The following is an 18,962-nucleotide window of genomic DNA, read 5'->3' on the forward strand; positions in this document are numbered from 1 at the left end:
CTTTTTTTCGTTGATGCGCCGGTGCCTCGATGCGCCGGTGCCTCGATGCGGCAGTTGCCGAATCAGCAGCGACCGAACCTGTCACTGCTGCCGAATCAGTCACTGCTGCACATCAGCAACTGCCGCGCATCAGCAGCTCAAACCCCAGGTCCACGCAGGGCTGCTCCACCGGCTCGCCGCGCATCAGCGCAATCAGCATCTCCGCTGCCTTCAGGCCGATCTCGCCGCGGGGCGTGCGGACCGTCGAGAGCGGCGGCAACATCTGCTCGCCGCCGATCAGGTCGTTGAAGCCCGCCACCGCCACCTGGGTCGGCACCGCAATGCCGCGCCGCAGGGCCTGGAGCAGGGCGCCCTGGGCCAGGTCGTCGTTGTTGAAGAAGATCGCGTCCACCTCCGGCGCCTGGGCCAGCACGCGGTCGAACATCTGCGCACCCAGTGCGAACGACGAGGGCGCGGCATCCATGAACTCCAGCTTCGGGTCATGCAATGCGCCCAGCGCCGCCCGGTAGCCCGTGGCCCGCTGCAAGGTGCGTGGGTCCAATTGCGCCGCGGCGAAGGCAATGCGCCGGTAGCCCTTGTCCATCAGCGCCTGCGTCATCGCACGGCCGGCGTCCTCCTGCGAGAAGCCCACCGAATACAAACCGTCGCCCGCGCGGTTCTCCATCAGATGCACGCAGGGCACGCCGCTGCCCTGCAGCAGGCTGCGGGCCGTGTCGGTGCGGTCGAAGCCGGTGACCAGCAGCCCGGCCGGACGGTTCATCAAATAGGTGCGCAGCAGCGCTTCCTCTTCCTCCGGCTGGTAGTGCGTCACGCCGATCATGCTCTGGTAGCCGGCCTGCAGCAGCGTGCGCTGCGCCGCATCCAGCAGATCCACGAACAGCGCGTTGGACAGCAGCGGCACCAGCAGCACCACCTGGTTGCTCTTGGCCGAGGCCAGCGCGCGTGCGGCCGGGTCCGGCACATAGCCCAGCTCCCGCACGGCCACCTGCACCCGCTCCACCAGATCCGCCGCGACGCCGCGTTCCCCCCGTAGGGCGCGCGACGCGGTGATCGGGCTCACACCCGCCGCCACAGCCACATCCTGCAAGGTCACCCGCCCGGTGGCGCGGCGTCGTTTTGGGGCGGAAGGCTGACTCATGGTGCGTAGTTTCCCTAGCAAGGTGCGTGGCGGTCCGGCGTAGGATAGCGCTACCCAATCGTGCTCACGAGCGGTGGAAGCCCTAGGCTGCCACGCCGACGCGAGGGGGGCGAGGCGATCCAGCGCGACCCATGCACATTCCGTGGGAAGCTGGGGACGACCTCACGGAGACAACCGGACGGCGAAGGCTTCGCCGTCTCTTTTTCGATAACGGGACAGCGCTATCCCATCTGGGGATGGTGAAGAAGAAGGGCCAGTGAGCATGGCTGAACAAGAGAACGGCTGCGCCTCCATCGTGGTGATGGGGGTGGCGGGCTGCGGCAAGACGAGCGTGGGCGAAGCCCTGGCCCGTCACCTGAAGTGGCCCTTCATTGAAGGCGACGCGCACCATTCCCCCGCCTCCATTGCCAAGATGCAGGCCGGCCAGCCGCTGACCGACGAGGACCGCTGGGGCTGGCTGGACCGCCTCGGCGCACTGTTGCAGGCCCCCGGGCCGGTGGTGCTGAGTTGCTCGGCGCTCAAGCGGGTGTACCGGGACCGTCTTCGCGCGGCCCATCCGCCGCTGCAGTTCGTGTTCATCGACATCAGCCGCAGCCTGGCCCTGACGCGGGTCGCCGCGCGTGCCTCCGGCCATATCTTTCCTGCGAGCCTGGTGGACAGCCAGTTCGCCACGCTGGAATCGCCCGTGGGTGAGGCCGGTGTGATGACGGTGTCGGCCGACCTGCCGCTGGATGCGCAAGTGGCTGCGATCCTGGCGCAGCGTCAGCAACTGGTGGCCGCCGCTCATGCCGCTGACGACACCCGCGCCGGTGCGGCGAGTCTTACCCCTGTTTCCCCGCCTGCCGACGTGCCGCCTAGCATCGCCGAGCAAGTGTCCTCCCCCAAGGAGTCCGGCCTATGACGCCCTCATCCTCCTCCGCGCCGGTGGCCTCCGGTCCCGCCCTTCCTCCGGTCCCGCCGACGCCGCATGGCGACCCTGGTCCCCGCCCGTTCTGGCTCCGTCTGGCCGAAGGCGCCATGGCCCTGTGCCTGGCTGTGATGGCGCTGGCCGTGTTCGTGAACGTCGTGCTGCGCTACGGCTTTGGCAGCGGCGTGGCGGCCAGTGAAGAGCTCTCCCGCCTGCTGTTCGTCTGGATGGTCTTCATCGGCGCCACGGCGGCTTATCCGCTGGGCGAGCACATGGCCTTCACCAGTTTGCTGCTGCCGCTGCGCCGGCGCCGCACGCTGATCCTGGTCATCGCCAAGCTGATCCGCCTGGCGGTGGTGGCGGCCGCCGGCATGGTGGCCTGGGGCGCCTGGCAGCAGGTCGTCGTGGGCCTGGACAGCCGCTCGGTGGTGCTGGGCTACTCCAACGCCTTGCTGCCGCTGCCGGCGCTGATCAGCTGCGTGCTGATCGCCGTGATGGCGCTGTGGCAACTGGTGCGCGGCAAGCCGCTGAATCTCGATCATGAACTGGAGGTCGAGTGATGACCGGCATCAGCAACGAAGCCCTGTCCTTCATCATCTTCGTGGCCGGCATGCTGGTCCTGATGGGCCTGGGCATTCCCATGGCCTTTGCCCTGGTGCTGACCGGCGCCGGCATGGCCTGGGCCCTGGACTTCTGGGACACCCAGCTGCTGGCGCAGAACCTGGTGGCCGGCATCGACAGTTTCCCGCTGCTGGCCGTGCCGTTCTTCATCCTGGCCGGGGAGCTGATGAATGCGGGCGGCATCAGCCGGCGCATCATCGAGATGGCGCAGGCCTGGGTGGGACACATCCGCGGTGGCCTGGGTTTCGTGGCCATCGGCGCCGCGGTGCTGATGGCCAGCATGAGTGGCTCGGCCCTGGCCGACACGGCCGCGCTGGCCACCATCCTGCTGCCGATGATGCAGCGCCATGGCTACCCCATGGCCACGTCGGCGGGGCTGATCGCCTCGGGCGGCATCATCGCGCCCATCATTCCGCCGTCGATGCCCTTCGTGATCTATGGGGTGACGACCAACACCTCCATCTCGGCGCTGTTCGTGTCGGGCATCGTGCCCGGACTGTTCATGGGCATCGGGCTGCTGGTCGCCTGGAAACTGCAACTGCGCAAGCTGAATCTGCCGGAAGGCCAGGCACTGTCCTGGGACGACCGCCTGCGGGCCACCTTCAAGGCCTTCTGGGCGCTGTTGATGCCGGTGATCATCATCGGCGGCATGAAGTCCGGCATCTTCACCCCGACGGAAGCGGCGGTGGTGGCGGCGTTTTATGCGCTGGTCATCAGCTTCGTGGTGCATCGCGAGATGTCGGTGGGCCAGTTGCATGGCGTGCTGGTGCGGGCGGCCAAGACCACCGCGGTGGTGATGTTCCTGTGCGCCGGCGCGCAGGTGGCCAGCTACATGATCACCCTGGCCGACCTGCCGGGCGTGCTGACGCAATGGCTGGGCGGGCTGATCGAATCCCCACGGCTGCTGATGGCGCTGATGATGGTGCTGCTGGTGCTCATCGGCACCGCGCTGGACCTCACGCCTACCATCCTGATCTTCGCGCCGGTGATGCTGCCCATCGCGGTGAAGGCTGGCATCGATCCGGTCTACTTCGGCTTGATGTTCGTGCTCAACGGCGCCATCGGCCTGATTACCCCGCCGGTGGGCACGGTGCTCAACGTCGTGGCGGGGGTGGGGCGGCTGACCATGCATCAGGTGATCAAGGGGGTGAACCCGTTCCTGCTCACCTACGTGATCATCCTGGTGGCCTTCACCTGCTTCCCCGCGCTGGTCACGGTGCCGATGCACTGGTGGCGCTGAGCCCGCTCTTCACGACCCACAGAATTCATCAAGGCCGATCCAGGTCCAACAAGGAGACTCCCATGAACTGCTCCCCGATTCGTCGTCGTCTGACCCTCGCGGCCGCTGCCGCCTCCCTGGTGCTGGCTGCACTGCCCGCCGCTGCCCAGGACATCAAGCCGCGCCTGATCCGCTTCGGCTACGGCCTGGCCGAGAACAGCAACCAGGGCCGCGCGGTGAAGGTGTTCGCCGACGAGGTGCAGAAGCTCTCCGGCGGCAAGATGAAGGTGCGGGCCATCGGCGGCGCGGCCCTGGGGCCGGACACGCAGATGCAGCAGGCCCTGATCGGCGGCGCGCAGGAAATGATGGTGGGCTCCACCGCCACGCTGGTGGGCATCGCCAAGGAAATGGCCCTGTGGGACACGCCCTTCCTGATCAACAACACCCGTGAGGCCGACGCCCTGCTGGACGGCCCGGTGGGCGACAAGGTCCGCGCCAAGCTGGAAGAGAAGGGCATGGTGGGCCTGGTGTACTGGGAGAACGGTTTCCGCAACCTGACCAACAGCAAGCGCCCGGTCACCAAGCTGGAAGACCTGGACGGCATCAAGCTGCGCGTCATGCAGAACAACGTCTTCCTGGACAGCTTCAAGCAGCTCGGCGCCAATGCCGTGCCGCTGCCGTATTCGGAGCTCTTCACCGCCCTGGAAACCAATGCGGTGGACGGCCAGGAGAACCCCTACAACACGATTTTGTCGGCCAAGTTCTTCGAGGTGCAGAAGTACCTGACCATCACCAACCACGTCTACAGCCCGTGGATCGTGACGGTGAGCAAGAAGTTCTGGGACGGCCTGTCCAAGGACGAAAAGGCGGTGCTGCAGAAGGCCGCCGTGGCCAGCCGCGACTTCGAGCGCAAGGACACGCGGGACGAGGCGGCCAAGGCCCTGGCGGCGCTCAAGGCCAAGGGCATGCAGGTCAATGAGCTGAGCCCGGCCGAGGCCGCCCGCATGCGCGACAAGCTCACCCGGGTGAATGCCGGGGTGGCGGCGCAGGTGGGCATGGACCTGTGGAACGAGACCCAGGCCCAGCTGAGCAAGCTGCGCGGCGGCAAGTAACCCGGCAAGTAAGGCTGCAGCCAAGGCGCCAGCCAAGACTGCAACCAAGGCGGGTCATAGCTGGGACGCACCGCACACATCCCGCCTGGATGTGTGTTCTGCACGGGGGGCGGATGCGCAGCGGCTGCGGTCCGCCCCTATCATCGTCGGCCAACACCACGGTACTTTCGGCTTCGGACGATCAGGTATGCAGCGACGACATGTGGCGGCGATGGGGTTGGCCTGTCTGGCCTCGCCGGCGGCTTCCCTGATGGCGGCGACGGGCGGCAACGGCAGCAGCGGCGGCAGCGGCAACATCAGCCGCGGCAGTGGCATGAGCAGCTTCAGCGGTGCCAGCACGTCCGGCAGCGCCAGCGGCCATGCGGTCACCCCCGGCAGTGCCTCCGGCCCAGGCGCCGTCGACCTCGCGTCGATGCCCGCCTCCCTGCGTCTGCTGACCGAAGAGTTTCCACCGATCAACTTCAGCGAAAACGGCAGGCCTCGCGGCCTGACCGTGGAGATCGTGCAGGCCATCCAGCAGCGGCTGGGGCAGGACCTGCCGATCGAAGTCCTGCCCTGGGCCCGGGCCTTCCGGGAGGCGCAGGAGCAGACACCGACGGCGCTGTTCGCCACGGCCCGTATCCCGGAGCGGGAATCCCTGTTCCAGTGGGTCGGTCCGCTGGTGCAGTTTCGCAGCACCTTCTACGCCCGCTCGGGGGTCCCGGTGCAGACCCGCACCCTGGACGATGCCCGCCACGCCAGCCGCATCCTGGTGGTCCGGGACTGGTACACCGCCCAGCAACTGCGCACGCAAGGCTTTCGCAACCTGCAAACCGTGAGCGACCCGGTGCAGGGCGTGCGCATGCTGATGGCCGGGCGGGCCCCGCTGCTGGCGGGGGAGCGGGTCAGCATGCCGCAGACGCTGGCGCTGGCTGGCGTCAAGCCGTCCCAGATCCGTGAACTGTTCAGCTTCGCCGTCAACGACGGCTACATCGCCTTTTCCCTCAGCACGCCCAAGGCCACGGTGACGGCCTGGCAGGCGCGTTTGCAGGAGCTCAAGCGGGACGGCACTTTCCAGGCCATCTACAAGCGCTGGCTGCCCAACGAGCCCTTGCTGCCGCTGCGCTGAGCGGTGCCTCCCACGGGCGAGTGACGGGGCAGGGGAGCCCTGTCATCCGGCGCGAATCCGGCGCGGCTATATTCCAGACGTCCTCTGGAGAGCACACCATGGCGTCACCCTCCCATCCCCGAGCCCCGGACACGCCCAGCCGGCCCCTGGATCTTGCGCTGCAAGGCGGCGGCTCCCATGGCGCCTTCACCTGGGGCGTGCTGGATGCGTTGCTGGAGGACGGCACCATGCGCTTTGACGGCGTCTCCGGCACCAGCGCGGGCGCGATGAATGCCGCCGTGCTGGCCACCGGCTATGCGCAGGGAGGCGCGGACGGGGCCCGGCAGGCGCTCCGGGCGTTCTGGCAGGCGGTGTCGGGCGTGCCTGCCTGCTTCGGCATGATGGGCGAGGTGACGCCGTCCGGCCCCGCCGGCAGCACCGCGCCGCCCGCCTGGGCCTATAACCGCAGCGCCTGGCCGGCGGCCCTGGCCTGGGACGCATGGCTGCGGCTGTGGAGCCCGTATCAGCTCAATCCCTTCAATCTGGACCCCCTGCGGGACATCGTGCGCCAGCATGTGGACGAAGAGGCCCTGCGCAAGGGGCCCATCAAGGTCTTTGTCACCGCCACCTCGGTCCGTACCGGCCAGCCGCGGGTGTTCAGCGACGGCGACCTGAGCATCGAAGCGCTGATGGCGTCGGCCTGCCTGCCGCGCAGCGCGCAGACCATCGTCATCGACGGGGAGCCGTACTGGGACGGCGGCTTCTCCGGCAATCCGGCCCTGTGGCCCCTGGTCTACGGCACCCACACCGACGACGTGCTGCTGGTGCAGATCAACCCACGCGAGCACGACGGCATTCCCAAGACCGCGGCCGAGATCGACGACCGCATCAACGAGATCACCTTCAACGCCAGCCTGGTGGCGGAACTGCGGGCCATCGCCTTCGTGCAGCGGCTGCTGCGGGACCGGCGGGTGGATCCGACCCACTACAAGGCCATGCGGCTGCACCGCGTGGCGGATGAGGCCGGGCTGGCACCGTTTGGCGCCTCCAGCAAGCTCAACACCGACTGGCGGCTGCTGACCACGCTCTTCGAGCTGGGGCGCGCCGCTGCGCAGCGCTGGCTGAAGGACTGCGGCAAGCGGGTGGGGCAGGAGAGCACGCTGGACATCGGCGAGGTGTTCCTGACCAACCGCTTGCAGAAGCTGCCGCTGGATGGGGACAAGTCCGGCGGGACGTCCTGAGCCGCGGCATTCCGCCCTGGCGGTGGATGCGGCGCTCCGGCGGAGGCACCGCAGGGGCCCTCAGCACTCGACGATGTTCACCGCCAGCCCGCCGCGGGCCGTTTCCTTGTACTTGGTCATCATGTCCGCGCCGGTCTCCCGCATCGTCTTGATGACCTTGTCCAGGCTCACATGGTGGGTGCCATCGCCGCGCAGTGCCATGCGGGCTGCATTGATGGCCTTGACCGACGCGATCGCATTGCGCTCGATGCAGGGAATCTGCACGAGTCCGCCCACCGGGTCGCAGGTCAGGCCCAGATGGTGTTCCATGCCGATTTCCGCGGCATTCTCCACCTGGGCCGGCGTGCCGCCCATCACCGCGCACAGCGCCGCCGCGGCCATGGAGCAGGCCACGCCCACCTCGCCCTGGCAGCCGACTTCGGCGCCCGAGATGGAGGCGTTTTCCTTGTAGAGGATGCCGATGGCCGCGGCCGTCAGCAGGAAGTCGATGATGCCGTCCTCATGCGCGCCCAGGGCAGGATTGGTCCGTCCGCCGGGGCCCGCACTGGTGGCGTCTGTGCCGCCGCGGGGGGCGGGCGGCGGGGGATTCACGAAGCGGGCGTAGTAGTGCAGCACGGCGGGAATGATGCCGGCCGCGCCGTTGGTTGGCGCCGTCACCACGCGACCCCCAGCCGCGTTCTCCTCGTTGACCGCCAGCGCGTAGAGGTTGACCCAGTCCATCACCTGCAGCGGGTCGCGCAGCGCCGCTTCCGCATCGCTGGTCAGTTCCCGGTGCAACTGGGCGGCCCGGCGTCGCACCTTGAAGCCGCCCGGCAAGATGCCTTCGGTCCGGCAGCCGCGCTGCACGCAGCTCTGCATCACGCGCCAGATGTTCAGCAGGCCGGCGCGGGTCTCTTCATCGCTGCGCCAATGGCCTTCATTGCGGCGCATGATCTCGGCAATGGAGCACTGCTCCCGCTCCGTCAGCGCCAGCAGCTCCGCCCCGGTCTTGAAGGGGTAGGGCAGCACGGTGGTGTCCGGGGCGATCTGCTTCTGGCGCGAGCCATCGGCCAGCACCTCTTCCGTCACCACGAAGCCGCCGCCCACCGAGTAGTACACCCGGTTCTGCAGCTCGTTGCCGTCCGCATCGAAGGCGATCAGCCGCATGCCGTTGGCATGCAGCGGCAGGCTCTGGCGCCGGTAGAGCACCAGGTCCCGCGCCTCGTCGAACGCGATCTCATGCTCGCCGCCCAGGGCCACGCGCTTGCGGCCCCGGATCTCTTCCAGGATGGCAGGGATGCTCTCGACATCCACCGTGTCCGGCTCATGGCCGGCCAGGCCCAGCAGCACGGCCTTGTCGCTGCCGTGCCCCTTGCCGGTGGCCCCGAGCGATCCGTAGAGCGCCGTGGCGACCCGCACCGTGCGGTCCAGCTGGCCTTCGTGCCGCAGGCGCTGCACGAACAGCCGCGCCGCCCGCATCGGGCCGACGGTGTGCGAGCTGGACGGCCCGATGCCGATCTTGAAGAGATCAAATACTGAGACGGCCATGCAGGCACCCCGCTGTGCTCAGCCCGTGGGCTGAGAGTTACTGGTAGTCCGACACCGGCGGGCAGCTGCACACCAGGTTGCGGTCGCCGTAGACGTTGTCCACGCGGCCCACCGGCGACCAGTACTTCACCTGGCGCAGGGCAGCCACCGGATAGGCGGCCTCGTCCCGGCTGTAGCCATGGGTCCATTCGGTCTTGAGCAGGCTTTCCGCGGTGTGCGGGGCATTGACGAGCGGGTTGTCCTCACGGGTCCAGCTGCCGGATTCGACCTTGCGGATCTCCTCGCGGATCTGGATCATCGCCGCGATGAAGCGGTCCAGCTCGAACTTCGATTCGCTCTCGGTCGGCTCGACCATCAGCGTGCCGGCCACCGGGAACGACAGCGTCGGGGCATGGAAGCCGTAGTCGATCAGGCGCTTGGCCACGTCTTCGGCAGAGATGCCGCTGCTGTCCTTCAGGGGGCGCAGGTCCAGGATGCACTCGTGCGCCACGCCGCCGCCCTTCAGGCCGTCGATGTTGCCGCTGAAGTGGATGTCGTAATGGCCGGCCAGGCGGGCCGCCACGTAGTTGGCCGACAGGATGGCGGTTTCGGTGGCGGCGGTCAGGCCGGCCTCGCCCATCATGCGGATGTACATCCAGGAGATCGGCAGCACCGCCGCATTGCCCAGCGGAGCGGCGCTGACCGCGCCGATGGCCGTGTCCGTGCCCAGGCCCGCGCTGCGATGCGCCGGCAGGAAGGGCACCAGGTCCTCCACCACGCAGACCGGACCCACGCCCGGGCCGCCACCGCCGTGGGGGATGCAGAAGGTCTTGTGCAGGTTCAGGTGGGACACGTCGCCGCCGAACTGGCCAGGCGCTGCCACGCCCACCAGGGCATTCATGTTGGCACCGTCCACGTAGACACGGCCACCATGCTCATGCACCAGGGCGCAGATCTCCTTCACATGGGTGTCGAACACGCCATAGGTGGAGGGATAGGTGATCATGATCGCGGCCAGTTGGGCGCTGTGCTGCTCGCACTTGGCCTTCAGGTCGGCCAGGTCGATGTTGCCTTCCTTGTCGCACTTGGTCACCACCACCTGCATGCCGACCATCTGGGCGGACGCGGGGTTGGTGCCGTGGGCCGATTCCGGAATCAGGCAGATCTTGCGATGGGCGTCACCGCGCGACTCATGCCAGGCCTTGATGATCAGCAGGCCGGCATATTCGCCTTGCGAGCCGGCATTGGGCTGCAGCGACACGCCGGCATAACCGGTGGCCTGGCACAGCCAGGCGGTCAGCTGCTGGTCCAGTTGGGCGTAGCCCTGCAACTGGTCCTGAGGGGCGAACGGATGCACCTGGGCAAACTCGGGCCAGGTGATGGGGATCATCTCGCTGGTCGCGTTCAGCTTCATGGTGCACGAGCCCAGCGGGATCATGCTGCGGTCCAGCGCCAGGTCCTTGTCCGACAGCTGGCGGATGTAGCGCAGCATCTCGGTTTCGGAGTGGTGGCGGTTGAAGACCGGATGGGTCATGTAGGCGCTGGTGCGCACTAGGTCGGCCGGGATCAGGGCCTGGACCGACGCGGCACCGGCGAAGGCGTCCGCCACCTTGCGGCCGTCGGCGAAGACGGTCAGCAGGGCCTGCAGGTCGGCGCGGCTGGTGGTTTCGTCCAGCGACAGGCTGATGCTGTCGTCGCTGGCACGGCGCAGGTTCATGCCGGCGGCCACGGCAGCCGCCAGGATGGCCGAGGTGCGGGCACCGGTGCGGACATGCAGCGTGTCGAAAGCGGCTTCATGGGCCAGCGACAGGCCCAGGTCCGCCAGGCCCTTGGCCAGAACGGCGGTGTAGCCGGCCACGCGCTGGGCGATGCGCTTGAGGCCCTGCGGGCCGTGATAGACCGCATACATGCTGGCGACCACGGCCGGCAGCACCTGGGCGGTACAGATGTTGGAGGTGGCCTTCTCGCGGCGGATGTGCTGCTCGCGGGTTTGCAGCGACAGGCGGTAGGCCGGCTTGCCGTGGCTGTCCACCGACACACCCACCAGGCGGCCCGGCAGGCTGCGCTTGAATTCGTCCCGGCAGGCCATGTAGGCCGCGTGCGGGCCGCCAGCGCCCATCGGCATGCCGAAGCGCTGGGTGGTGCCGACGGCAATGTCGGCGCCTTGTTCACCCGGCGCCTTGATCAGGGTGAGGGCCAGCAGGTCGGCGGCGACCACCAGCAGGCCGCTGCGGGCATGCACGGCATCCGCGATGGCCTGCAGCGGACGAATCTGGCCGTTCACGCCGGGGTACTGCACCAGGGCGCCGAAGCAGTCAGACTTGCCGGCGTCTTCAGCCGGGCCCACCTGCACCGTGATGCCCAGGGGCTCGGCGCGGGTGCGGATGACTTCCAGAGTCTGGGGCAGCACGTCGTCCGCCACGAAGAACACCTGGCTCTTGCTCTTGCCCACCCGGGCGGCCAGCGTCATGGCTTCGGCGGCGGCGGTGGCTTCGTCCAGCATCGAGGCGTTGGCGATGGCCAGGCCGGTCAGGTCGCAGACCATGGTCTGGAAATTCACCAGCGCCTCCATGCGGCCCTGCGAGATCTCAGCCTGGTAGGGCGTGTAGGCGGTGTACCAGGCGGGGTTCTCGAGGATGTTGCGCAGGATCACGCCCGGCGTCAGCGTGCCGTAGTAGCCCTGGCCAATGAAGCTCTTGAGCAACTGGTTGCGGCTGGCGATCTCCTTGAGCTGGGCCAGCGCCTGCGCCTCGGTGACGGCTTCAGGCAGGTCCATGCGCGCGGCGCGCTTGATGCTGGCGGGCACGATGGCGTCGATCAGCGCTTCGCGCGAAGCGGCGCCGATGGCGGACAGCATCAGGGCTTCATCGGCGGCATCCGGGCCGATGTGGCGGGCATGGAACTCGCTGTTGTTCTCGAGTTCGGCGAAGGAGGGCAGGGCGGACATGGCGGCGATCCTGAAGGGCGGTGAGGCGGGCGGCCGGCGAGGGGCGGGGCAGGCGGTGGACAGCGGGGACAGCAGGCTGAGCGCGAGCAGCGGGGCGTCCGGACCGCGGAGCGGCCAGGGCCTGGGGCCCGCCACTCCTGGTCCGGGGACCGCTGGATCAGCTGTTCTTCAGCAGTTCGTCGTAGGCGGTGCTGTCCATCAGGCCGTCCAGCTCGGCGGCATTGGACAGCTTGACCTTGAAGAACCAGCCGGCCTTGAGCGGGTCGGAGTTGGCCAGCGAGGGGTCGTCGCGCAGCGACTCGTTGACTTCCACGATTTCGCCGGAGACCGGAGCGTAGACGTCAGCGGCGGCTTTCACCGACTCCACCACGCCTGCCACTTCCTTGGCGGCATAGGCCTTGCCCACTTCGGGCAGGTCCACGAACACCACGTCACCCAGGGCGTCCTGGGCATGCACGGTAATCCCCACGGTGGCAGTGCCGTCGCCGTGGATCTCGACCCATTCGTGGTCGGGGGTGTACTTGATGGTCATGGAAGGCTCCGTCAGAAAAAGGGCGGAAAGAAGAAAGAAATCAGCCGCGGAAGTATCCGTTGGGCGTGAACGGCGTGGAAGCGACCGTCATCGGGGTGCGCTTGTCACGCACCAGGGCGAAGAGCTGGGTGCCCAGGGCCGCATGGGCCTTGGTGACATAGGCCAGGGCCACCGGCTTGTTGACCGTGGGGCCCAGCGTGCCGCTGGTGACCACGCCGACTTCCTCGCCGGCTTCGTTCACCAGCTTGGCGCCTTCGCGCACCGGCATGCGTTCGCTGCCCACCAGACCCACCCGCTTGCGGCTGGCGCCTTCGGCCAGCTGGCGGTCCACCACGGCGGCGCCGGGATAACCGCCGGCACGTTCGCCACCGGCGCGGCGCACCTTCTGGATGGCCCAGGTCAGCGAGGCCTCGACCGGGGTGGTGGTGGTGTCGATGTCATGGCCGTAGAGGCACAGGCCGGCTTCCAGGCGCAGGGAGTCGCGGGCGCCCAGGCCAATGGGCTTGACCTCGGGCTGGGCCAGCAGCTTGCGGGCCAGTTCCACCGAACGGTCGGCGGCGACCGAGATTTCGTAGCCGTCTTCGCCGGTGTAGCCGGAGCGGGTCACGAAGGTGGGGATGCCGTCCAGGTCGAAGAAACCGCCGGTCATGAAGACCAGCTTGGCAACGTCCGGATTCAGGCGGGACAGGGCGGTCACGGCTTGCGGACCTTGCAGCGCCAGCAGCGCCTGGTCCGGCAGGGGGCGCACTTCACAGCGGCCACCCAAGTGTTTTTGCATGTGGGCGATGTCCTGGTCCCGGCAGCCGGCATTGACCACCACGAACAAGCCATCGGTACGGCGGGCGACCATCAGGTCGTCCAGGATGCCGCCGTTGTCATCGGTGAACAGCGCATAACGCTGCTTGAACAGTTCCAGACCCACGATGTCCACCGGCACCAGGGTTTCCAGGGCGGCTGCAGCGTCATCACCCACCAGCAGCACCTGGCCCATGTGGGACACGTCGAACAGGCCGGCCGCCGTGCGGGTGTGGCGGTGCTCGGTCATCACCCCGGTGGGGTATTGCACCGGCATGTCGTAACCAGCGAAGGGCACCATCTTGGCGCCGAGTTCGAGGTGCAGGGCATGCAGCGGGGTCTTGAGCAGGGCAGCAGTGTCAGCGGACATGAAAGTCTCCGGGGCGATCTGGAAGCCATTTCGTCCGCAGCGGGCGCCTGGGGGCGTCCGAGGGCGTCTGATCGACCGGGCCCCCGAATCCACTGCCTTGCAGGGGTCGGAATGCCGGTCTTCCAGTCGCCGCCGCTGGCGGGCTGAAATGGGGGATGCCCTCGCTGTCCGCTTTACCTGAGAGATTGGCCGCCGGACGCGCAACTGCCTGTCCGTGGCTTGCCCCTTCGGTGGGCGAGCTCAACCCGGGCTTGCGGCCCCGGTCCACCCCGCCTCTCTCCAGTGAGGAACGCCGGTGCGCCGCTGGGGGCGGCACGGCCAACGTCTTGCCAGTCCTTTTGCCTGAGCGTTCGCAGCACGGTCCCGATGGGATTGACCGCTACGGGGGGATGCCACTGCGCCTTCGGCGGCTCCCGGGCTCGCGAGCGCGGGAACTCTCTCCTGACTCGCGCATTGTAGTCATGGATTGTTGGGAAGTGGGGCGGGCTTGTCATGCGAACTCCGTCACGACTCACGGGCACCAAGCGGGTCTGAAGTACTGAGAGGCCCCAGGGTCTGATTGCCATGATGCACGTTCGAATGCCTGAAACGATCGCCGCTGCGCCGGTCGGCGCCGTGACCGCGGATGTCACCGCGGAAATGCCTGCGTCCGCCCCACCGCCGAGCCTCCCCCCGCTGGACTGGAAGGCGCCGTCCTTGTGGGACGACCCCCTGGGCGACACCCGGGTGCTGAACGACAAGCACTGGAACACCCACCGCCGGGTCCAGTTCACGCCCGAGCGGTTCGTCGTGCTGCCTGAAGCGCTCAAGATGGTTCCAGTTGGCAGGAGGGACTGGCGCGATCCGCTCGGTTCGAACGTGACGCGGGTCAATGCCACCCTGCTGCCGCTGGCGCCCAAGGACGCAGCATCCGCTTCCAGCCGTACCCCGACCACCAACTGGAGTCGAATGCTGCGCGAGCCGGCGGTGCTCCAGATGCAGGCCCCCTTGGACAAAACCTCGCACGCCGCGGGCGGTACCGCCTGCGCGCTGATGCTGGGCAAGGTCACCGATCTCATCGTGGTGGACGGCCTGGCGCCGGTGGCGGACGACGCCCCCACACCGGTTGGCAAGCGGGCTTTGACGAAGTGGGAAGATCCTGTTTTCGAGGTGGACTGCAGGGTCGTGACGCCAGGCGGCCCCGTGCCGGTGGGCGCAGACGCGGCGTCGAACCAGGAAGACCCGGCCTTGCCGGGCGCGCAGCAGGTGCCCAGCGCGCCGAGCGCGCAGCAGGTGCCCAGCGCGCCAAGCGCGCTGAGGGGCGCTCCCCGCGTAACCGCTGGCGGCGAGGGCTTACCGGTTGGCTACGCTCTAGACAATCCGGTCGTTGCGCCGTTGGTGGACAAACTGGAATTTGCGTTCCCACCCGGGTCGCCGTTCACTCACGTGTCCACGACCTCCGTTGAGCCCACTCCCCCGAGGGTCGGACTGCCGCGGGGCAGTCTCAAGGTCGAATTGAGCGCTGCTGACGGCAGTCACCAGTCGCACGACGTACGCACGTTCTTGCTGAACCTGCATGTCCCCGATTGGCCCCGTCAGCTGATGTTCGCCCTTGGCGTGCAATGGCTCCACGACAAGTCACAGCCGCTGAACCTCGCGGTGATGTGCAAGGACGGGGCCAGCGCGTCAGGCGTGGTCGCCATCGCTTTGCATGGCATGCAGTGTCTCGAAGCCTTCAATCGCGGCGAGATTCATCTGACCAACGTCGACGACCTGGCGGAAAGACTGGACGACTTCATGAAGGCGGCCGGGCAGCACCGCAGCCCGTCCTTTGCTCAGCCCGACCGCTACGACCTGAACACCCGAGAGTTGGCCTATGCTCTCTGGGACTCGTGGACTCAGGTCTTGTCCAACCCCAACTCCACGGCCGTGAAGCAGTTCCGGCGTGAAATCGGGCAGGAGCTGCCGGAAGGAGAAGTGCCCGAGCCCAGCATCGCGGCGGCCAAAGAGGCTGAGCGTGCAGTTCGGGCGCTTGGGAAAGCCGCCGTGGCGCATTACCGGAACGCAACGACAGTTTCTGTGGACTCGGGGGTGGTGGCCGACGCCTCCCCTATGGGGACCTTATCCAGCCTGCAGCGTCAGACCGACTTGACGAACACGGCCGACCCGTTCGACGCGTCGGGGGAGTTTGAATCAGCACTGATCCAGGCGGGCCGGTCGACGATGACGTCGCCAACGAGGTCGCCTTCCTCGCGGCTGGCAGATTCTGGCACCTCCGCTACCTCGTCGCGCCTCATCACCGCGGCGACCCAGTCCACGGTCCTGGATCGTTCGACACGGTCGCAACCGGACGCCGAAACCCGCCCGGGATCGAGCCGCGCGCCCGGCGCGGTGAAGCCGCAGGTCCCGCAGGGGAGTGCGCCCCTTCAGATGCCGCCCAATGGCGCCGGGCGCACGCGCTATCTGCATGCCTACGGCAAAGCCCACGTTGGCGCCGTGCAGGCGAATCTGGCGCGGCTGCAGGCGACCACTCCTCCAGTTACCGAGCGATCGGTGAACGGTGCCCCTGAAGCCGCGCGTGCAGACACCCCCGGCGAGCTGATGAGGGCGCTGATCAAAGCCCGTGAAGCCGCCACAGGCGGGGATCGCAGTGCGCTGGATTCGATTCCGCAGGCGATCGTCGAGCGCTGGTCCAAAGGCGGTGCCTGGATCGACATCCACCGAGATCGTGTGAAGGGCCTGGTGCGGGAAATGACGGCCTGGACGGGCACGATCGGGAACTTGCGCTCACGCGTGATCAATTCGCAGAATCGATTGCTGGAACCGCACACGCGCTGGGCCCAGGACTTGATCAAGGTCGTTCAGGATGATCTGCGAGAACATGCCCAGTCGCAGCGAGGGGCGAGCGACTCGCCGGCCAAGGTCGATGAGGCGCAGGTGGCGCAATTGGCCCGGCATGCAATCAAGACGCTGCTGGCCGATCATTTCGGACGGCTCAGCGCAAAGGACCAGGAACGGTGGCGTCATCGGGTGACGGGCCACAGCGACCGCTTCGAGCTGGCGCTGAGCAACAGTCTGTCCAAGGTGAAAGCGCTGCCTGGCCGACTCCATCTGAATGGACCGCAGACCAGCGAGGAGGCGTCCGACCGGCCACCGCTGTTCCCGTGGCACAAAGCGGACAGGCGGCCGACCGCAGCGCTGGCTGAGTTCCGAAAGCCGGCGTTTTCCGCTGAAGAGATGGTGCGCAAGGCAGTCGACCATGAGTGGGCGACCCGCTGGGTGCTGGAGCTCACCAAGGAAGTGGCCGGCGTGAAGCCCTGACACGATGCTCTGGCATGGCCGGCGCGTGACGCTGGCCCTTGCCCTGTTCGCCCGGGTGAGGGCGGGTGAGGGCGGGTGAGGGCGCGCCCGTGGGCGAGCTCGTGGGCGGCGCTGGCCGTTGTTCACGCCCCGGCCCGCGCCCGTGCACAATCGCCACCATGCGACTTTTGCTGGTGGAAGATGACATGATGATCGGCGAGCAGCTCCTGGAGCTGCTGCGCGCCGACGGCTACGCGGTGGACTGGGTGCGGGACGGCGAAATGGCCGACACCGCGCTCCAGTCCCAGACCTACGACCTGGTCCTGCTGGATCTGGGTCTGCCCAAGCGCGACGGCATGCAGGTGCTGCAGGGCCTGCGCGGCCGAAAGCAGACCATGCCGGTGCTGATTGCCACCGCCCGCGATGCGCTTGCGCAGCGGGTGGCCGGCCTGGATGCCGGCGCCGACGACTATGTCCTCAAGCCCTTTGAGCTCGACGAGCTGCTGGCCCGCATCCGCGCGCTGCTGCGCCGCGCCGCCGGCCGGGCCGAGCCGGTGTACGAGCACATGGGTGTCACCATCAATCCCGCCACGCGGGAGGTCACGGCGCAAGGGCAGCCGGTCACGCTGTCCGCCCGGGAATGGGCGGTGCTGGAGCCGCTGATTGCCCGGCCCGGCATGGTGCTGTCCCGCCAGCAACTGGAAGAGAAGCTCTATGGCTGGAAGGACGAGATCAGCAGCAATGCGGTGGAGGTCTACATCCACGGTCTGCGCAAGAAACTCGGTGCCGAGCTGATCCAGAACGTGCGAGGCGTGGGCTACCGCGTGCCCAAGGAATGAGCGTGCTGCCCCGTTCGCTGCGATATCGGCTGCTGCTGTTCCTGCTGGGCGCCATGTTGCTCAGCGCGCTGGTTCAAGGCGGCAGCGCCTACCGCAATGCCCTGGCGGAGGCCGACGAGATCTTCGACTACCAGATGCAGCAGGTCGCCCTGTCCCTGCGCGCGGGCATGGGCACCGGCCTGCCCTTGCCGCTGGGGGAGGAGCAGAGCATTGACCTGATCGTGCAGGTGTGGAGCCTGGACGGCACCCCGCTGTATCGGTCGGCTGGTCCGGACTGGCTGCCGCAGCGGGCGGTGCTGGGCTTTTCGAATGTGGAGCTCAAGGGCAAGCGCTACCGGGTGCTGGCCATCCAGGGGCGCTTCCAGGTGGTGCAGGTGGCGCAGGACCTGTCGGTGCGCCAGCGGATGGCCGGTCAACTGGCCTGGCGCACCGTGCTGCCGACGGCCATGATGCTGCCGCTGCTGGCCATGGTGGTGTGGTGGGTGGTGAGCTATTCGCTGGATCCGCTGCAGCGGGTGCGCCAGCAGATCTCCCGCCGCGCGGCGCAGGACCTGTCGCCGGTGGATGCTGCCGACCTGCCCAGCGAGGTCGAACCGCTGGTGACCGAGCTCAATGCGCTGCTGGAGCGGGTCCGCCAGGCCTTCGAGACCCAGCAGCAGTTCGTGGCCGATGCCGCCCATGAGCTTCGCTCGCCACTGGCGGCCTTGAAGCTGCAGTTGCAGGCGCTGCGGCGAGCGCCGGACGATCAGGCCCGCGCCCAGGCGACTGAGCGTCTGGCCACCGGCATCGACCGGGCTGGGCGACTGATCGAGCAACTACTGACGCTGGCCCGCCAGGACAGCGCCAAGGTCCAGGCGCCGCCGCAGGTGATCGCGCTGGATGCGCTGTGCCGCGACGGCGTGGTGGAAGCCAGCACCCTGGCCCAGGCGCGCGGAGTGGACGTGGGGCTGGGCCGCTGCGATGCGGTCGAGGTCAGCGGCCAGCAGGACGCCTTGCGGATCCTGCTGCGCAACCTGCTGGACAACGGCGTCAAGTATGGGCGCAGCCGGGTGGACCTGAGCCTGGAACGCACCGCGCATCAGGCGCTGGTGGTGGTGGAGGACGATGGGCCCGGTATTCCGGATGCGGAACGCTCCCGGGTCTTCGACCGCTTCTACCGGTCCGAAGCCCAGGCCCAGCAGGCGCCAGGCAGCGGGCTGGGGCTGGCCATCGCCCGCAGTATCGCCAGTGATCATGGCGCCACCCTGCGGCTGGGTCACAGCACTTCCCTTGGGGGCTTGCGGGTGGAGCTGGCGTTTCCGCTGCGCAGCGACGCGGCGCAATCTGCGCTGCCCCGGGCTGCTTTAAGAGAACTCTAAGGCAGCGGTCT

General features: G+C 68.0%; 14 protein-coding genes and 2 riboswitches. Of the genes, 9 read left to right on the top strand and 5 right to left on the bottom strand.

What is annotated here, in order from left to right; genetic code table 11:
• Positions 1-112 precede the first annotated feature (112 nt).
• A complete protein-coding gene (gene gntR / locus DES44_RS07405; RefSeq protein ID WP_058935548.1) occupies positions 113-1,138 on the bottom strand; it encodes an HTH-type transcriptional regulator GntR in 1,026 nt (341 codons plus the stop codon).
• 262 nt (positions 1,139-1,400) lie between these two features.
• Between gntR and DES44_RS07410 the strand changes: the two genes are divergently transcribed.
• The 6 genes from DES44_RS07410 to DES44_RS07435 all read left to right on the top strand — a co-directional run bounded on the left by DES44_RS07410 (position 1,401) and on the right by DES44_RS07435 (position 7,325).
• Positions 1,401-2,039, top strand: a complete 639-nt coding sequence (locus DES44_RS07410) for a gluconokinase (RefSeq protein WP_310732340.1) — start codon at positions 1,401-1,403, stop codon at positions 2,037-2,039.
• Positions 2,040-2,155: 116 nt separating this feature from the next.
• Complete coding sequence (locus DES44_RS07415) at positions 2,156-2,605, top strand: TRAP transporter small permease (protein WP_116001429.1); 450 nt, start codon at positions 2,156-2,158, stop codon at positions 2,603-2,605.
• Positions 2,605-3,906 (top strand): TRAP transporter large permease, encoded by a 1,302-nt coding sequence (locus DES44_RS07420; RefSeq protein ID WP_058935547.1) that lies wholly within the window; start codon positions 2,605-2,607, stop codon positions 3,904-3,906. The genes DES44_RS07415 and DES44_RS07420 overlap by 1 nt, the downstream gene beginning before the upstream one ends.
• 62 nt (positions 3,907-3,968) lie before the next feature.
• A complete protein-coding gene (locus DES44_RS07425; protein WP_058935546.1) occupies positions 3,969-4,997 on the top strand; it encodes a TRAP transporter substrate-binding protein in 1,029 nt (342 codons plus the stop codon).
• Positions 4,998-5,184: 187 nt separating this feature from the next.
• Positions 5,185-6,105: a substrate-binding periplasmic protein gene (locus tag DES44_RS07430; protein WP_083525663.1), complete on the top strand. Its 921-nt coding sequence runs from the start codon at positions 5,185-5,187 to the stop codon at positions 6,103-6,105.
• A 98-nt stretch (positions 6,106-6,203) separates the two neighbouring features.
• Entirely contained in the window at positions 6,204-7,325 is a 1,122-nt protein-coding gene (locus DES44_RS07435) for a patatin-like phospholipase family protein (protein WP_058935544.1), read from the top strand.
• 60 nt (positions 7,326-7,385) lie between these two features.
• On the opposite strand, the gene DES44_RS07440 is transcribed toward DES44_RS07435, so the two are convergent.
• From DES44_RS07440 to gcvT, 4 genes are all read right to left on the bottom strand, one after another.
• On the bottom strand, positions 7,386-8,852 hold the full coding sequence (locus DES44_RS07440) for an L-serine ammonia-lyase (protein WP_058935543.1): 1,467 nt from the start codon (positions 8,850-8,852) through the stop codon (positions 7,386-7,388).
• A gap of 37 nt (positions 8,853-8,889) precedes the next feature.
• Positions 8,890-11,778: an aminomethyl-transferring glycine dehydrogenase gene (gcvP, locus tag DES44_RS07445; RefSeq protein ID WP_058935542.1), complete on the bottom strand. Its 2,889-nt coding sequence runs from the start codon at positions 11,776-11,778 to the stop codon at positions 8,890-8,892.
• Positions 11,779-11,935: 157 nt separating this feature from the next.
• Positions 11,936-12,310, bottom strand: a complete 375-nt coding sequence (gene gcvH, locus DES44_RS07450; RefSeq protein ID WP_058935541.1) for a glycine cleavage system protein GcvH — start codon at positions 12,308-12,310, stop codon at positions 11,936-11,938.
• A 40-nt stretch (positions 12,311-12,350) separates the two neighbouring features.
• A complete protein-coding gene (gcvT, locus tag DES44_RS07455) occupies positions 12,351-13,475 on the bottom strand; it encodes a glycine cleavage system aminomethyltransferase GcvT (RefSeq protein ID WP_058935540.1) in 1,125 nt (374 codons plus the stop codon).
• A 154-nt stretch (positions 13,476-13,629) separates the two neighbouring features.
• Positions 13,630-13,768, bottom strand: a riboswitch (glycine riboswitch).
• A gap of 27 nt (positions 13,769-13,795) precedes the next feature.
• Positions 13,796-13,929: riboswitch (glycine riboswitch) on the bottom strand.
• 125 nt (positions 13,930-14,054) lie between these two features.
• On the opposite strand from gcvT, the gene DES44_RS07460 reads away from it, so the two are divergent.
• From DES44_RS07460 to DES44_RS07470, 3 genes are all read left to right on the top strand, one after another.
• Positions 14,055-16,775 carry a hypothetical protein gene (locus tag DES44_RS07460; RefSeq protein ID WP_058935539.1) on the top strand — a complete coding sequence of 907 codons (2,721 nt, stop codon included), beginning with the start codon at positions 14,055-14,057 and terminating at the stop codon, positions 16,773-16,775.
• Positions 16,776-16,933: 158 nt separating this feature from the next.
• Positions 16,934-17,593: a response regulator gene (locus DES44_RS07465; RefSeq protein ID WP_058935538.1), complete on the top strand. Its 660-nt coding sequence runs from the start codon at positions 16,934-16,936 to the stop codon at positions 17,591-17,593.
• The gene (locus DES44_RS07470; RefSeq protein ID WP_058935537.1) at positions 17,590-18,951 is read left to right on the top strand and encodes an ATP-binding protein; all 1,362 of its coding nucleotides are present in this window, start codon (positions 17,590-17,592) and stop codon (positions 18,949-18,951) included. Before DES44_RS07465 ends, DES44_RS07470 begins: the two co-directional genes overlap by 4 nt.
• The last annotated feature ends 11 nt before the right edge of the window (positions 18,952-18,962 follow it).

The organism is Roseateles depolymerans, assembly GCF_003387155.1.
Classification (GTDB): Bacteria; Pseudomonadota; Gammaproteobacteria; order Burkholderiales; family Burkholderiaceae_C; genus Roseateles; species Roseateles depolymerans.

Coding starts and splice junctions, on each gene's coding strand:
- gcvT (WP_058935540.1), bottom strand. CDS start 13,475: ATGTCCGCTGACACTGCTGCCCTGCTCAAGACCCCGCTGCATGCCCTG.
- DES44_RS07410 (WP_310732340.1), top strand. CDS start 1,401: ATGGCTGAACAAGAGAACGGCTGCGCCTCCATCGTGGTGATGGGGGTG.
- DES44_RS07415 (WP_116001429.1), top strand. CDS start 2,156: ATGGCCCTGTGCCTGGCTGTGATGGCGCTGGCCGTGTTCGTGAACGTC.
- DES44_RS07470 (WP_058935537.1), top strand. CDS start 17,590: ATGAGCGTGCTGCCCCGTTCGCTGCGATATCGGCTGCTGCTGTTCCTG.
- DES44_RS07425 (WP_058935546.1), top strand. CDS start 3,969: ATGAACTGCTCCCCGATTCGTCGTCGTCTGACCCTCGCGGCCGCTGCC.
- DES44_RS07435 (WP_058935544.1), top strand. CDS start 6,204: ATGGCGTCACCCTCCCATCCCCGAGCCCCGGACACGCCCAGCCGGCCC.
- DES44_RS07460 (WP_058935539.1), top strand. CDS start 14,055: ATGCCTGAAACGATCGCCGCTGCGCCGGTCGGCGCCGTGACCGCGGAT.
- gcvH (WP_058935541.1), bottom strand. CDS start 12,310: ATGACCATCAAGTACACCCCCGACCACGAATGGGTCGAGATCCACGGC.
- DES44_RS07465 (WP_058935538.1), top strand. CDS start 16,934: ATGCGACTTTTGCTGGTGGAAGATGACATGATGATCGGCGAGCAGCTC.
- gntR (WP_058935548.1), bottom strand. CDS start 1,138: ATGAGTCAGCCTTCCGCCCCAAAACGACGCCGCGCCACCGGGCGGGTG.
- gcvP (WP_058935542.1), bottom strand. CDS start 11,778: ATGTCCGCCCTGCCCTCCTTCGCCGAACTCGAGAACAACAGCGAGTTC.
- DES44_RS07420 (WP_058935547.1), top strand. CDS start 2,605: ATGACCGGCATCAGCAACGAAGCCCTGTCCTTCATCATCTTCGTGGCC.
- DES44_RS07430 (WP_083525663.1), top strand. CDS start 5,185: ATGCAGCGACGACATGTGGCGGCGATGGGGTTGGCCTGTCTGGCCTCG.
- DES44_RS07440 (WP_058935543.1), bottom strand. CDS start 8,852: ATGGCCGTCTCAGTATTTGATCTCTTCAAGATCGGCATCGGGCCGTCC.